Genomic DNA, 14,684 nt, shown 5'->3' with positions numbered 1-14,684 from the left:
ATTTTTCAAACACGCTCCAGGATACCATAGTTTCGGAATGTTTCCAGCACTGCGTTTACGTCCTCCTGCACTTCCTCCGCCGGCATATCGTAAGCTTTTCCGAGCCGTTTTGCAATCTCTTTTGCAGATACGGCATCGCCGGTCTGCTCGTAAATAAAAGCTGCTGTTTCACTCAGTGTGAGTACCTGATTCATCTTTTCCGCCGTCGCCCCATATGGAATCAGAACATATTCGTCTGCAATCTGTCTGAGTACAAAATCACCTTTTCTGGTCATTTTTATCTCCATTCTTCTGCGTCTTGCTTTTCTTTCTTACCTCAGAGAAAAACAAGGATACTAATAGTTCTATTATAGCCCTACCCAATTGCATTGTAAACTTTATTTTGCTTTTTATTGATATCTGTAATAAAGTTTTATTTCTCTGCACTTTCTTTTTCCATTTTGTGATATACTAAAACATATTTGAAAAATCTTTTCCCCAAAGGAGTATCTTATGCAGCCGCTTGATGCCGTTTATTTACAGATTTTAAAAAATTTATGCACGGATTTGTCCGAACCGGTCCCGCTTGATGGTGTGGATCCGTCCGCCTTATACCGTCTGGCCGAAAAACACTGTTCGCTTCCGTTTCTTCTGCCATATTTTGAACAGCAGCCGCAGTTTTCTGCTCTCAAACAGCAGACGAAGCAGATGCTGCTCTCCTATTATCAGCTGGAACATTTTACACGCCTTACTTTTTCGCTCCTCCTTGCGGAGAAGATTCCCTGCTTTCTCTTAAAGGGCATCAGTCTCGCCGCCAATTATCCCATTCCCGAATATCGGAAGCTGGGAGATCTGGATCTTTATATTCCCGAAAAAGATGCTTTTTCCCGTGCCTGCCGGATTCTTAACGCTCATGGCTACACGGAGGAGCCGGAGGAGAGCGATCACCATGTCACCTACCGCTTCACTTTTCCCGAGACTGGCCGCTCCTTTACGCTGGAACTCCATTACCGCATCGTCGGTATTTATCAGTTTTCCCGGGCCAATGAACTGGTGGACGAAATTTTTTCCGCCAGTCATCTGAAACCATCTTTCGTGGAACTCTACGGTCAGACCTATCCGGTACTGCCGCCAACGGAAAATGTGTTTTACATGCTGCATCACATGCTCAAGCATTACCTCTACAGCGGTTTTGGCAGCCGTCTGCTCTGCGATTTCACTCTGTATCTGGAACGTTATGCCTCCGAGGTTAATTTTGAAAAAATCCACTTCTGGTGCCGGGAATCGAAAATTTTTCATCTGTATGAGCTGATTCTGGAATCCTGCCGTATTTATTTCGGTCTTTCTGCCTCCATTGATCCGCAGGTTCACTGCTCTGCCTCTGACTGTGCCATTTTTCTGGAAAAAATTCTCGCAGACGGCGATTTCGGCAGTGATACACAGAGAAAAATTGTCAGCAGCGGTTCCTACCAGCACACCGGTATCCATGCCTGGTTCCACGAAGGCCATATTCAGATGAAGCTGCGGTTCCCAAAGCTTCATAAATGCGTACTTCTCTGGCCGGTTCTCTGGGTCATCACATTTTTCTGTTTCCTGTCCAACACCTACCGTATCCGCCACACGACACTGCGGCAGACGCTGGCAGACTTCCGGGCCGATAACCGGAAGACCAAGCTGTTAAAAATCTTCGACAACAACGATTTGCAATAAAACGAAAAACGAGTAAGCGAACGTCTCCCCTGTTCACTTACTCGTTTTTCTGTTCTGTCAATCTATGGGAATGCGTCTTCCCTCTGCCTATCCCCTTGCAAAGGTTCCACGCCTGTTTTTAATAAAAATGCTGATATCCGATCTGAATTCCGCTGCCGTAGCCGCTGTTGAAATACAGGCATCCGCCAACCGGGCTCTCACCTGCAAGTGCAGCCTGTGCAGCTGCGTAACAGTCACTTCTCGCTCCGCGTGCGAGCACACTCTGGAAAGTTCCGGTCGCAACCGGTGTAAACTGTCCACTCTGATAAATAACGCCGGAAATGCTGTTCGGGAAGGAACCGCTGTTGACACGGTTTACTACAACCGCTCCGACTGCCACCATTCCTGTGTAGCTCTCGCCGCCTGCCTCGCACTCGATCAGTGCTGCAAGCATTGCCACATCATTGCTGTCTGCGGAAATTACCGATGCACTGCCTGCTGTGGAGGCTGCTGCTGCGCTGCTTGCCGCACAGGCCTGTGATGCCTGGTATTCCTCCATGGAAACAGCACCTTTTAACTCCTCTGAAAGTGTCACATAGTCTCCATGAACGTATGCGCTGCTTCCGCTGTACTGGATCTGATACCAGTCAGCCTCTTCGCCGAATATGCTGACTTCACCATTCTGTGTCAGTGTTCCAACCTGCGCGGAATCTGTGGATGCTGCCTCACGGACACGAAGGCTGTCCGCCTGAACAACTCCGGTGATACCGCACATATTGCGGTAATGTGCTTTTGCCTCTTCCCCAAATACCAGATATTCATTCTTTATGTAGCCTTCTACACCATTGGAAGAGATCTTGCTCCACTCGTCTCCTTTTTCTGTTACAGTAACCGCATAGCCCGGCATCAGAACTCCGACGATCTCGGAATCTGCGTTTGCCTCGCTGCGGATGTTGACATATCCTTCTACGTTTGCTGCAGCCATTGTGCTCCAGTCTGTTTTATTTAAAATGGTTTCTTCCTTTGTCTCTGCTTTTACGGGTGCAGCCATGATGACAGTCAGTGTGAGCACGCTCCCCAGGATGCCCGGCACATAACTTTTTTTGAATGTCATACTTACCTCCTGAATAATTATTACGTTTTTGTTACATCTTGTTACAAACCGATTCTACCAGTGTTACATCTTTTTGTCAACTAGAATATTTCGACAACATTCCTGTCTTTTCCCATCGTTTTTTTCATAGAACCCACAATTTTTCACCACTTTTCCGCTTTTTTGACGAATTGGATCGGTTTTTATTCCCACTTTTTCTTCTGCATGCGGCCTGCCTGGAATACTTTTCCGTGTCTTGTTTCCTTCTTTTTATTTTGCTTTTGTTTCACATTCTGCCCTTTCTGCCCTCTTTTTCCGCAAATATTTTTTAAGAAATTGTGACAGTTCTTTTTCTATTTTTCGACATGCATTACAAACCTTTTCCACTTTTGACGCATTTTCAAATTTTCTTTTAACTTTTTATTTTTACATGATATTTCTTTCTACATATGGTATAATCTTTAAAAAGAAAGAAAATTTATATTTTATCAATTATTTTTCTTTCAATTTATACGTGAAACTTACCGCAGGAAAATAAAACAGACCGACATTAGAAACCGATCAGGTGAAAGGAGGATGTCATATGTTACACAGCACACAGACAACGAAAAAACACACAGGAAATTTGATTCTGAGATTCGGAATGGCAGGCCTCCTGGCGGCCGGATTATTTTTTTCCGCTCCGTATTCGGCAGCAGCCGAGACAGTTCCAAGTGCAGAAAATACAGACGCCGGTGAAATTACCATTCACTTCACCCATTACGATGCACAGGACCTGGAATTCTATCTGAACACCGATCAGGCGGCCCTTGCTTTTACCGATGCTGCCCTGACATTTCAGGATTCCACAATGGATGCGCCGGTCACCATGTCATATCTTTCCGATGATGGTTCCTATGTCCTGTATCAGAACAGCGAACCGGTCGAGGAAGTAAACGGAACGTTCTCCGTATCGATGGTTACGGAACCTGGCTACACACTGGATATGGATCAGATTTCCTTCTATGTTAATGGACAGGCCGTTTCCAATGGCGGTTCCGTTGTGATTACGGATTCTTCGGCGGCGATGACTTCTCTTGTTTACTGTACCGCAATCCCGGAAACACCGGCAACTGACCCGGAGCCATCTCTTCCAGAAGAGCCATCTGCACCGGAAGTTCCGGAAGAACCGGCCGCTCCAGAACCATCCGTTCCGGAACAGCCATCCGCACCGGCAGAAACCCCAACCGTGGTACAGCCATCTGCTTCGGAACAGCCGGCACAGGAAAATATTCTTCCGGAAACCGCAGCTCCTGCATCCAAAACCGCACCGGAACAGGTTCCTGCATCCGAACCGATCGCAGCAGAACCGATTGCCAGCGCAGTTGTTACAGAAGACGAAGAAGTTGATCTTTCCACCATCCACCCGGAAGTTACCGCATCCGCTGTTACTTCTTCCAGCCAGCTTCCAGCCGCAACGCAGATTGTACCATCTGTCAGAACAACAGACCCGGATGCACAGATTATTACTTCGGAAACTGCAGCTCTTGAAAATGCCGCACAGACCGAGAATACACAGACTGCACACACAGGAATCGGCTCCTGGTTCCATCAGCGAACAAATCAGATCCTCGCAGTCATGATCGCTGTGATCCTGCTTCTGATCCTGATCGAATCACTTCTGGCACTAAAGGATTCCATGAATCAGAAAAGATCGCATCGCTTCTATTAAAAATAAGGTCCATAATAAAAAATAAGCATACAAAAAGAAGGAACGTATCTCATGAAACATGGGATACGTTCCTTCTCTTATATTATTTTTTATCCTCTTTTTTTCGCAGCCGCTTTCTGAATCTCACAGAAATCGTGCAGCGCCTGACGGCCGATTTTTACAATTTTACGGATGTTGATGGAATTTGTTCCTCCCTGACGCGGCTTGAAGCTGATCGGGATGAAACGGATTTTCCGGTGAAAATACGCTCCGAAGGCAGTCAGCAGTGCGTTCGGCAGATTGTAGTTTTCCGGCATCAGCGGCAGATACTCGGCCACGTAGTCTGTTTTCATCAGACGGAACGGGGCATTTGCATCCGGCACGGATACGTGGAAATAGGTCCAGAGCACCGCGCACAGCACTTTTTCCACGACAGCGCGGGAAAAGCCGTCGCCGCGGCTTGTGCGGTTTCCGAAAATGGCGTCGTAGCCCTCGCGGATCTGCCAGAACTTTTCGAACTCCTCCGGATCGGTCTGACCGTCGGAATCGGTCTGGAAGATATAGTCCGCACCGTTTTCAAGTGCATAGCGGTAGCCGTACAGAACGGTGGAACCGTGGCCGCCGTTTGGCTTCGTCAGCACGGTGAGCAACGGGTGGGTTTCGCACTCTGCTGAAGCAATTTCATACGTATCGTCGCGGCTTCCGTCGTTGATGATCACAAGACGGGACGCACCGCCGCCGTTATGCTTCTCCACGACGGGACACCATTCCTCGATCGTTCTTTTGATATTTTCCGACTCATTATAGGCTGGTATTACAATATATAAGGTATCCATTGGTATTCTCCTTGCATTTCCTTCCATCCATTATACAGGATTTCTTTTCATTGCGAAAGATGCACTCATGGAGAAAATTTCCCAGTACCGTTCGTTTGTTATTCTTCCCACAGTTTCTGCGGATAACGGCCCTCGTCTTTTAATTTCTGCAGTGCTGCCATGACATTTTCTTTGTCTTCTTTGTACGTTACGCCGTACCAGTTATCATAGGAGCGGAGTACGGTGACTTCCGCTTTTTTCTCCTGCAGCAGTTCATCGACAACGAACGGCAGGAAGTATTCGCCTTTTAACGGGTTGGTTTTGTATACATTCTCGAGGAACGGCAGGAAGCGGCGTTTCAGCTCGATCAGAATGCTCGGTGTGAAGCCCCAGAGGTTCATGGAAACGATGGTTCCCTGCGGCAGTCCGGTCCAGGTTGCGCCGTCATCCTCGGTGTATTCGGCCTGTCCGCCGTGGTTTTCGATTCTTGTGCGCTCATGAATGCCGACAAGGTGGTTCTGGTCGTCTGCGGTGCAGATGCCGCGGGCTACGTGGCCATTGTCGGTCAGGGTTTTGTACAGGTCGTAGGCAACCATCGCGTACTGATAGGTCGCGCCGTCCTGCTCGGTTGTCAGCTGACGGTAGATCTCCTCGAATGCCGTTCTTCCATAATAATCATCGGAATTGATGACTGCGAACGGTGCGCCGTCGATGGCTTCTGCCGCACAGAGAATCGCATGACCGGTTCCCCACGGTTTGACGCGGCCTTCCGGCACTTCGTAGCCTTTCGGGAGAACGTCGAGTTCCTGGTAAACATACTCTACATCCATGTATTTCTCAATTCGCCTGCCGATGCCCTCGCGGAATGCCTCGTCGATGGCTTTTTTGATGATAAAGATGACTTTCTCAAAGCCTGCCTGTTTTGCATCATAAATGGAAAAGTCGATAATCATATTTCCGTACGGGTCAACCGGATCAATCTGTTTTAATCCGCCGTAACGGCTTCCCATTCCTGCTGCCATGATGACTAATACTGGTTTTTTGCTCATGATGTTCTCTCCTTTTTATTCTCCAAAATAAACTTTTAATCTCTCCGCAAAGTCTGCCGGGATTTCTCTTTCAAATGGAAATGGTTCTGCATCCGCCAGATACTCGGCGATTTCGCCCAGGACACCGGCGCTCCGGTTCAGTGACCAGGCGGAGATCCAGTCGATCGTATCGTGGCATGTATGCATGCCGAAACCATCGCGGTTCAGCGTCATCGCCGGGATGCCCTTCCATGCGAAGGTGTTGGAATCGCTGCTCCAGATGTTGTTGATGAGCGATACGCCTTTGTCCGCCTGTTTTAAGTGCTCCATGATCGCGTCGCATGCCTCTTTCGTTGCTGCCACGCCAAGCACGGTTCCGCCGATGGCCTGTCCGGCGAGGTCGACGTTCATGTTGAAGCGGTGCTGCGCCAGCTCGGCTTCATGCGCTTTCACATACGCCCGGCTTCCGCAGAGACCCAGCTCCTCCGCGCCGAACCAGATGCATTCCAGTGTCCGTTTCGGGCGGTTTTCGGCGAAGTAGTGTGCCAGCTCCATGATGATCGCTGCGCCCGCCATGTTGTCGTATGCACCAGGTCCCTGCGGAACGGAATCGTAATGAGCCGTCAGCGTCAGGATTTCCTCTGGCTGCTCGGTTCCCGGGATGCGCAGGATGATATTTTTCGACGTTCTCCTGATTTTTTTCTGCTGTAAAACGAGGCGTGCACGGCTCGCTCCCCGTTCTACCAGTTCCATCGCATCAAGATAATGAATGACAGCGCACGGCAGTTTCGGATTTTTTACGCCGCGCAGGGTGCGGTAGTCCGGCAGACGGTCCTCGTCTTTGTCCAGCGGCGTTCCGGTCAGAATCAGAAATCCGACGGCTCCTGCTTTTTCCAGTTTTTCATAGTTTTCTGCATTGGCACCGCCGTTGATCAGGACGATTTTCCCTTCTGCATGGGAAAGGCTGACCGGGTCGCCGTTTTCTACGTAGAGGAATGGTGCCTCCACGCCTTCCGGAGCGGTATTGGCTGCCGCGAAGCAGCCGCGGACGGTATATGTTTTCTCATATGGCTCTGTGACCGTAAAGACAGCTTCGTCAACCTGCCATGTCTCAATCTCGAACGGCTCGCGGCGGATCTGCAATTCGCCCCGCCCCCATTTTTCTGCGATTTCAGAAAGTTCTTTTTCGATCCGGCAGGCTGCTTTTTCTTCGCCTTCCGTTCCGGCTTCGCGGATGTAGTTAAACTGGCTGACGAACGCATACTGCCGCTGGCCGCAGATGGTATTTGCTTTCATAATAATGTTATGTCCTTTTCTTTTTTTATTTTCTTGTTTCAACTCACAGTCGGTATTTCACGGAGTCTGACATGTCGAAAATAGTTCGACTGTGACTTGTCTCATGTCAGTGGAGGATACCGATTTCTCTCCGCCCGCCACTGCCGTTATGTTTCTTTTAGCAATTCATCCCACTGCTTCAGAAACGGGGGACTTCTTGTCTAATGATGTTAAAGTTCTTCCAGTACCGCTCTCGCGCTGCGCACGGCTTTGACATCGGTGCGGTAGAGGGTGTATTCGCTTAAGGATGGAAGTCCCATGTTCACATTTTCTTTCCGGTACTGCATCGGGCTCGCCAGTTCGATTTTTCCGGACATGTGGTAGGCGGTCACGCCGGTTTTCGGATACAGCTCGCGGATCGCATCCGCGCAGATACCGCCGCCCGCCTGAATACGGATGCGTCCCGCCGCCTGGCGCTGCAGTTCGGCGAGAAGCTCTGCTCCTTTTACCGCACTGTTCTGCTGACCGGAGGTGAGAATGGTGTTCATACCGAGCGATACCGCCTGCTCAAGCGCTTCTTTCGGATCGCGGCAGACATCGAACGCGCGGTGCAGCGTCACGGACATGCCGTCGGCTGCCTCCATCAGCTGTTCCATTGCCTCCATATTCATCGTTCCATCCTCTTTCAGCACACCGACCACAACGCCCTCTGCACCAAGTTCGCGGTACATCGCAACTTCCTCGCGGATTTCTTCTAATTCATATGGGGTGTAGCAGAAATCCCCGAACCGCGGGCGGATCAATGCATGAATCGGAATGGTTGTCTGTCTGCGGATCACCTCAAACAGCTTCGGACTCGGCGTTGTTCCGCCGATCACCAGATTCTGACACAGCTCCAGCCGGCTCGCTCCGCCTTTTGCCGCCGCAAGCGCCGACTCCGCCGAGTCCACGCAGACTTCCAGGATATAATCGTTCATAAAATTCCCTCTGTTTTCGTAAGTTTTCTTTCTCTATCATACCCTATTTAGGGCGATTAGGAAAGAGCTTCTTTGGTTCACTTTCGTTCACTTCTGCTTTTGATGCAGATACTTCTCCCTCGTCGCCATCCCGCCGCGGATGTGGCGCTCGGACTTGTTTACATCAAGAATCTTCCGCGCCTCCGCCGCCAGCTGCGGATTCACCAGCACCAGCCGCGAGGTCAGATCCTTATGCACAGTGCTCTTGCTCACCCCGAATTTTTTCGCCGTCTGCCGTACTGTCGCTTTCGTCTCGATCATGTAAATCGCTGTTTCTACAGCACGCTCCTCGATATAGTCCCTCACAAAAAGCCTCCGAAGACGCTGTTTTTACAGTGTATTCGGAGGCTATGATGGGTATGTCTTCTATTTTATTATTTGTAATATACCCATACCGCTTTTGTCTGTTCCAGCACCTGATCGATATCCCAGGTTTTTTCGGAATTTTTTCTGCTGTTTGGGTCGTTGATTTTCAGTCTGCCATTCTGCAATCCGGTAAGAACGATAAAATGACCGTTGCTGGTAAACTCCCCGGGTCCCATCAGGGCAATGATGGGGTTTCCGGCCTGCAGGTTGTTTTCCACCCGTTCCCGTTCCACAGGAATTTCTTTGCTGGAAAGGCCGATCTGCCGGGCTCCTTCCAGCATCAGAGACCAGGCGGTTCCGCTGCCGTCTACGGCATAGCCGTTCTGTGAGGCAAAATCGGCGACCCAGCGCGGATTTTTTGTGATATCGCCGGTCATGAAAATGGCAACCATGGAAAGTGCTGTCGGTCCGCAGCCGCTTAATCCCATCACTTCACCGGCATATCGGTGATAGCCCCATCTCTGATCCCACTGCAAGAGAAGCGGAACCTCCGATGCGGATGACAGGTCGCTCAAGTCAATCTCCGGCTCCCCATCCTTTTTCAACGGATATTCTTCGACGAACGTCTCCGTCTCATTGTTTCTCTCGTAAAGCGACAACAGCTCCTCCGGGTACTGATCCATTGAAATGCTGTTTGCTTTCGCATATCGCTGGATCGGATTCTGCCGGAAGTGCCGCACACCGCCCAAAATCAGGAGACAGCTAAGTAACAGCAGCAGCCCGCGGATTCGCCACACCTTTCTTTTTCGTCTCCGCACTCTTTCTCTTCTTCGCATCATCTTTTTTCGTTCTGCCGTCTCTTGCCATGTCAGTGTATTGCTTTCACGGATCATGAAAAATCCCCCTCCCGATCTTATTGTGTACTCCCAAAATCTTTCCATTCCTGATTTTGTGAGATGCTTGAGAGTACATTCTTCTCTTTCATCATAACAAATTTCCGATTTTTCTTTTTGTATATTTTCCGAAGAAAAACTGCAATTTTTCTGTCCGCTTCCTTAAGATTTTTTGTAGCTATGCAGAGCCATGCGAAATGGAAGATGGAAGAAAAATCGCAAGCAGGAAAATAATGGCAAATTCCGGAAATATCGTTGAGAAAAAATATCAAAAATGGTAGAATAAGGAAAACACAAACTTTAAGCGGAGGATAAAACAAATGAAAAAACTGAAAGTTAAAAAAGGCAGTACCTGTATGGCTTGTCTTGCCTGTGTGGGAGCATGTTCTGAGGCATTTTATAAGGTATTTGATCCGGACAAGGCATGTCTGCAGATCGTAGAGAAAAAGGCTGTCCGCCCGATCGCCTGTCCGCAGTGCGGTAAATGTGCCGAGGCCTGTCCGGAAGGCGCCATTACCCAGAACCCGAAAGGCGTTTACATGATCAACAAGAAAAAATGTACGGGATGCGGAGCCTGTGCGAAGGCCTGTCCATTTGGCCTGATCGTAAAAACCGAGGGCAATCCGGCTTCCAAATGTATTGCCTGCGGTATCTGCGCGAAAGCCTGTCCGATGGATGTACTGGAAGTTGTGGACGAATAATGATCCGAACTCTTAGATACCGCCAGGATCTCGTGTAAGCACAGATCCTGACTCATTGCTCACATAAACATAAAAATGCACTGTGGAACGTCGTCGGACAATTTCACAGTGCATTTTTATCTTAAACGAAAAACAATTGATTCCCACTCGCTGCCTGGCAGAATGATCGATGCCCGTTTCCACAGACGGCATTCCGACAAAAAGGGACAAAATTTACAATTTTACTCCCGCGCCAGCAGAACCATCGATTTTGCCGGAAGCATCATGCTTTCTTTCATCTCTGCTCCATCCTCTGCACAGCGTTTTCCATCGCAGAGCAGTTTCCAGTTTCCTTCCGGAAGTTTCTGCAAAGCTTCTTTTTCCCATGGATTGTAGAAGACGCAGACTGCGCGGCCATCCGGGTATTCCAATTCGTAACCTGCGATCTGGTTTTCACGGAAAAATGTCTTTTTACAGTCCGGCTCGCACGTTCCGTATGCCTGAAATTTTCGGCGCAGAGCGAGAAGACCACGGTAATAGTCCACCAGCTCTTCCTGCTCTAAGGCGCGTGTCCAGTCAATTTTGTTGAGCTGCCACGACGATTTGAAGCTGTTTCCTTCGCCATGCTTCGTGCGCGCAAATTCCTCACCCGCCTGGAAAAACGGCATTCCCTTGCAGGTCATCACAATGCCCGCCGCCAGACGGTTCATTGAAAGCGTCCGCTCATCCATCTTGTCAAAATCCGACTCTACATTCTCCTTCCGTTTCGGGTCAGACAGCTTTAATTTATCCCACAGCGTATAATTATCATGTGCCGACACGTACGGAATCAGCTGGCTCGCATTGCGCGGCTCATAGGCTCCTTTTCCGTCCAGCCAGCCATCTGTCGCAGAAAGTATTCCTGCTGAAAGACGCTCTTTTCCATTGACATAGCCTCCCTCTGCGGCAATAAAAACGCTTCCCTTGATCGAATCTCTCGTATCGTCGCAGAACATGGAAATGCCATCCATCAGCCTTCCGATATTCTGTTTATCCGACGGGAAATATCCCTCCTGCATTGCGCTTGCCGCTGCTTTCCACGGTTCACCGTAAACCAGAATCTCCTCACCGCGCGGCATCTGGTTCAGAGCTGTGCGGATCGCATTCATGGTCTCCGTGTCATGCAGCGCCATCAGGTCGAAGCGGAAACCGTCGATATGATATTCCTTCGCCCAGTAACAAACCGAGTGAACCATAAAGCGGCGGAACATCTCCCTTTCACTTGCCGTCTCGTTTCCACAGTCGGAGCCATTGGAAATCGTGCCATCCTCCCATTCACGGTAATAATAATAAGGAACTGTTTTCTGAAGCGGCGAATCGAGATTGTACGTATGATTGTATACCACATCCATAATCACGCCGATGCCGGCTTTATGCAGTGCCTGAACCATTTCCTTCATTTCCCGGATACGTACCTCTCCGTGGAAAGGATCGGTTGCATAGGATCCCTCCGGCACATTGTACTGCACCGGGTCGTAGCCCCAGTTGAACGCCTCCGCATCGTCTTCCGGCACACTTCCGAAATCGAAAACAGGAAGCAGATGCACATGAGAAATGCCAAGCGACTTCAGATAATCGAGCCCTGTCGCATGAATTCCGTCTCCATTCAGCGTTGTGCCTTCTTCCGTAAATGCCAGAAACTTTCCACGGTGCTTATCCGAAACACCGGAATTCGGATCGCTTGAAAAATCCTTCACATGAAGCTCATACACACAGCGGTCCTCCGGCCGGATTTCCGGTCTTTTATCCTGCTCCCAGCCCACCGGGTCCGTCTCTGCAAGATTTACTACCATACTCCGCTCCGAATCAATACCGGAAGCCACGCCGTACGGATCGACCGTATCAAAAACGCCATCTGAGTGCAGAATGTGATACGTATAATACGTTCCATACCAGGCTCCCTGCAATGCACAACTCCAGACACCCTTTTCGCCGCGCGTCATCGCAAGCGAAGCTATTTTTCGGTCCCCGTGCTCCCGGCTGCTTCCGCGGGAAAACAGCTCCAGTGAAACCTCCATCGCCGTCGGCGCCCAAAGCTTCCATTCTGTCACAAGCTGTTCATCCTTTTTCACCGAGACACCGAGGTCATCCCCTTCATACGTAAAGTTTTCCACAAATTCTTCCGATTCAAAAAAGCTTTTCCACTCCGCCGGCGTTCTTTTCACCACCGCATTCATCTTCTTTCCCTCCATTTCTTTGTAAACCCGCAGAATCTCTCCGACACTCCACGCCTGCGCATAGCAGCCCTTCGACATCACCGGCGCCGCACCATCATAAATCTCCGCCAGATGAAACAGGCATCCTTCCTGCATCCAGCTCGCAAGACGGTCCAGTCCGCGGCGCACTTCCTGTTTTCCCTCCTTCGGGAAATAGTTCAGCACCGCACGGAAATACGCCCCAAGCGGAAATCCCCAGACTGTCCCCTGATGATATGCCCTGTCACGCTCCGGCTGACTTCCGCCGATCCATGGATGAAACGCCGGATCCTCCATCTCCAATGACCGCAGTCCTGCTGTCGTATACAGCTTTTCTTTGACCTCCTGTAAGATCCGCTGCCCCTGCTTCTGACTCACCATCTGAAACGGAAGTGCCAGCACAAAGACCTGATTGCATCGGAACTGCTTTTCTTCATACGTGCCGTTCAGCACATCCTTCAGATATCCTTCCTCTTCCATCCAGAACTTTTCGAGAAAACTCTTCTTCACCTGCTCCGCAAGCTTCCCATACGCCGATCCATCCTTTCCGACAAACGGCGCCAGCTTTTCCAGAATCCTCAGACCATTATACCAGTACGCATTAATCTCCACCGGCTTCCCGTGACGCGGTGTCGGCAGCTCCTTGTCAATCCGCACATCCATCCACGTCACCTGCTCCAGACCGCCCCCGGCCATAATCAGCCCGTCACTGTCCATTTTAATATGGAAATCCGTTCCCTTCTGATACCAGAACACAATATCCTCCATCACCGGAAACGCCTCGCGCACAAACTCCAGATCTCCTGTTTCAAGGTAATACTCATACACTACATCCAGAAACAAAAGGGCCGCATCCACCGTATTATACATCGGAAGCGCATCCCCCTCCGGAAACAGATTCGGCATCAGTCCTTCTTTTGTATATGCCATAAAAGTCCGAAGAATGCTCTTACACGCCTCATACTCCCCAAGTGCCAGCGTGCATCCCGGGAGCGAAATCATCGTATCCCGCCCCCAGTCCGCAAAATAGGGAAAACCAGCCATAATACTCTTCCCGCCTGTCGATGCCCGTTCCGTAATATACTGACTCGCACTCACCGCCAGCCGCTTTCCCACCGGATCAGAAATCCCGGACTTTTCCGCAATCGCCTCCTGCCGCTTCTCTTCCCCTTCTATCCACAGCGCAATCCTTTCCTCATCCCACTTATCCACATCATCCGCGAGACTATACACAACAAAAAAGACCTGCTCCCTGCCGTCTCCCGTCATCTCAAACCAAATCCGATGATTCACAACAGCACTTCCGATGCCATCTCTTCCATCCCGCGCATCCTGCTCAAAAAACAAATCCCTCCAGATCCTCTCCTTCTCCATCTGAAGCTCTCCATTCGTTCCATAAGAAAGAATCACACCATTGCTCGCAATGCACTTCCGATCCACCGCAAAATCCTGCCCCTCCTGCAGCTGCTCCCCCTTCGCAGCAAACCGCATCACCGGCCGAATCGAAAAACTCCCCTTCTTCCCACTTCTCACCCGATACCGGACAAGAACCGTATTCTCCCCCTGAACCATCCCAATCGTCTTCTCAATCTCAACCCCCTTCACCCGGTAAAACCATACCGGCAGACTCCCCATCTCAAACCCTTCCAGAAACCGAAACCCCTCCACATTCTGCGTCCGATTCACAAACTCCTGTGAAAACAGCTCCGTCTCCTCACCATCCACCTCCAACGTCTCCCAGACATTCGAAATCAGATGCTCCCGCACCGTAGGCGCCTTCAGCGCCCCCATCAACAGCGCCTGATCATTCCTCGCCGCATTCCCCATCACCGTCAGCGAACAATAACCTCCCAGTCCGTTCGTCAGCAAAAAACACTTCTTTTCCCCACTCCGAAAATCCATCCACTCCGAAGCATTCAGTCGAATCCTATCCATACCCCAAAACCTCCAAATTTCACACAATATCTTCCCGAAACTTTTCTGTTC

General features: G+C 49.9%; 12 protein-coding genes. 3 read left to right on the top strand and 9 right to left on the bottom strand.

The window, feature by feature from the left end; translation table 11 throughout:
- Positions 1-5: 5 nt before the first annotated feature.
- Positions 6-275, bottom strand: a complete 270-nt coding sequence (locus I2G42_RS11665; RefSeq protein WP_022461108.1) for a PqqD family protein — start codon at positions 273-275, stop codon at positions 6-8.
- A gap of 217 nt (positions 276-492) precedes the next feature.
- Here I2G42_RS11665 and I2G42_RS11660 point away from each other — a divergent pair, with 217 nt between their 5' ends.
- A complete protein-coding gene (locus I2G42_RS11660; protein ID WP_022461109.1) occupies positions 493-1,689 on the top strand; it encodes a nucleotidyltransferase domain-containing protein in 1,197 nt (398 codons plus the stop codon).
- A 118-nt stretch (positions 1,690-1,807) separates the two neighbouring features.
- Here I2G42_RS11660 and I2G42_RS11655 read toward each other — a convergent pair whose 3' ends face one another.
- Positions 1,808-2,782 carry a cell wall hydrolase gene (locus tag I2G42_RS11655; RefSeq protein ID WP_118719473.1) on the bottom strand — a complete coding sequence of 325 codons (975 nt, stop codon included), beginning with the start codon at positions 2,780-2,782 and terminating at the stop codon, positions 1,808-1,810.
- Positions 2,783-3,344: 562 nt separating this feature from the next.
- Here I2G42_RS11655 and I2G42_RS11650 point away from each other — a divergent pair.
- Entirely contained in the window at positions 3,345-4,472 is a 1,128-nt protein-coding gene (locus I2G42_RS11650; RefSeq protein WP_055220897.1) for a hypothetical protein, read from the top strand.
- 89 nt (positions 4,473-4,561) lie between these two features.
- Here the strand turns inward: I2G42_RS11650 and I2G42_RS11645 are convergent, their stop codons facing one another.
- The 6 genes from I2G42_RS11645 to I2G42_RS11620 all read right to left on the bottom strand — a co-directional run bounded on the left by I2G42_RS11645 (position 4,562) and on the right by I2G42_RS11620 (position 9,784).
- A complete protein-coding gene (locus tag I2G42_RS11645; protein ID WP_118697406.1) occupies positions 4,562-5,287 on the bottom strand; it encodes a glycosyltransferase family 2 protein in 726 nt (241 codons plus the stop codon).
- Positions 5,288-5,385: 98 nt separating this feature from the next.
- A complete protein-coding gene (locus I2G42_RS11640) occupies positions 5,386-6,315 on the bottom strand; it encodes a nucleotidyltransferase family protein (RefSeq protein ID WP_055267433.1) in 930 nt (309 codons plus the stop codon).
- A 15-nt stretch (positions 6,316-6,330) separates the two neighbouring features.
- Positions 6,331-7,590 carry a M20/M25/M40 family metallo-hydrolase gene (locus I2G42_RS11635; RefSeq protein WP_055225728.1) on the bottom strand — a complete coding sequence of 420 codons (1,260 nt, stop codon included), beginning with the start codon at positions 7,588-7,590 and terminating at the stop codon, positions 6,331-6,333.
- 209 nt (positions 7,591-7,799) lie between these two features.
- Complete coding sequence (locus I2G42_RS11630) at positions 7,800-8,546, bottom strand: copper homeostasis protein CutC (RefSeq protein WP_117761291.1); 747 nt, start codon at positions 8,544-8,546, stop codon at positions 7,800-7,802.
- Between the two features lie 87 nt (positions 8,547-8,633).
- Complete coding sequence (spoIIID, locus tag I2G42_RS11625; protein WP_055225733.1) at positions 8,634-8,891, bottom strand: sporulation transcriptional regulator SpoIIID; 258 nt, start codon at positions 8,889-8,891, stop codon at positions 8,634-8,636.
- Between the two features lie 68 nt (positions 8,892-8,959).
- A complete protein-coding gene (locus I2G42_RS11620) occupies positions 8,960-9,784 on the bottom strand; it encodes a C39 family peptidase (protein WP_195531088.1) in 825 nt (274 codons plus the stop codon).
- Between the two features lie 320 nt (positions 9,785-10,104).
- Here I2G42_RS11620 and I2G42_RS11615 point away from each other — a divergent pair, with 320 nt between their 5' ends.
- Positions 10,105-10,485 carry a 4Fe-4S binding protein gene (locus I2G42_RS11615; protein ID WP_022463049.1) on the top strand — a complete coding sequence of 127 codons (381 nt, stop codon included), beginning with the start codon at positions 10,105-10,107 and terminating at the stop codon, positions 10,483-10,485.
- Positions 10,486-10,706: 221 nt separating this feature from the next.
- Here the strand turns inward: I2G42_RS11615 and pulA are convergent, their stop codons facing one another.
- On the bottom strand, positions 10,707-14,633 hold the full coding sequence (gene pulA / locus I2G42_RS11610; RefSeq protein WP_195531087.1) for a type I pullulanase: 3,927 nt from the start codon (positions 14,631-14,633) through the stop codon (positions 10,707-10,709).
- Between the last annotated feature and the right edge of the window lie 51 nt (positions 14,634-14,684).

The organism is Fusicatenibacter saccharivorans, from assembly GCF_015557635.1.
Classification (GTDB): domain Bacteria; phylum Bacillota; class Clostridia; order Lachnospirales; family Lachnospiraceae; genus Fusicatenibacter; species Fusicatenibacter saccharivorans.
The sequence above is the reverse complement of the archived record's forward strand: the minus strand, read 5'-3'. Positions and strand labels throughout refer to the sequence as shown.

Bases quoted from the DNA above. Each gene is read 5' to 3' on its own strand.
- I2G42_RS11665 (WP_022461108.1), bottom strand. From the start codon at position 275: ATGACCAGAAAAGGTGATTTTGTACTCAGACAGATTGCAGACGAATAT.
- I2G42_RS11660 (WP_022461109.1), top strand. From the start codon at position 493: ATGCAGCCGCTTGATGCCGTTTATTTACAGATTTTAAAAAATTTATGC.
- I2G42_RS11655 (WP_118719473.1), bottom strand. From the start codon at position 2,782: ATGACATTCAAAAAAAGTTATGTGCCGGGCATCCTGGGGAGCGTGCTC.
- I2G42_RS11650 (WP_055220897.1), top strand. From the start codon at position 3,345: ATGTTACACAGCACACAGACAACGAAAAAACACACAGGAAATTTGATT.
- I2G42_RS11645 (WP_118697406.1), bottom strand. From the start codon at position 5,287: ATGGATACCTTATATATTGTAATACCAGCCTATAATGAGTCGGAAAAT.
- I2G42_RS11640 (WP_055267433.1), bottom strand. From the start codon at position 6,315: ATGAGCAAAAAACCAGTATTAGTCATCATGGCAGCAGGAATGGGAAGC.
- I2G42_RS11635 (WP_055225728.1), bottom strand. From the start codon at position 7,590: ATGAAAGCAAATACCATCTGCGGCCAGCGGCAGTATGCGTTCGTCAGC.
- I2G42_RS11630 (WP_117761291.1), bottom strand. From the start codon at position 8,546: ATGAACGATTATATCCTGGAAGTCTGCGTGGACTCGGCGGAGTCGGCG.
- I2G42_RS11620 (WP_195531088.1), bottom strand. From the start codon at position 9,784: ATGATCCGTGAAAGCAATACACTGACATGGCAAGAGACGGCAGAACGA.
- I2G42_RS11615 (WP_022463049.1), top strand. From the start codon at position 10,105: ATGAAAAAACTGAAAGTTAAAAAAGGCAGTACCTGTATGGCTTGTCTT.
- pulA (WP_195531087.1), bottom strand. From the start codon at position 14,633: ATGGATAGGATTCGACTGAATGCTTCGGAGTGGATGGATTTTCGGAGT.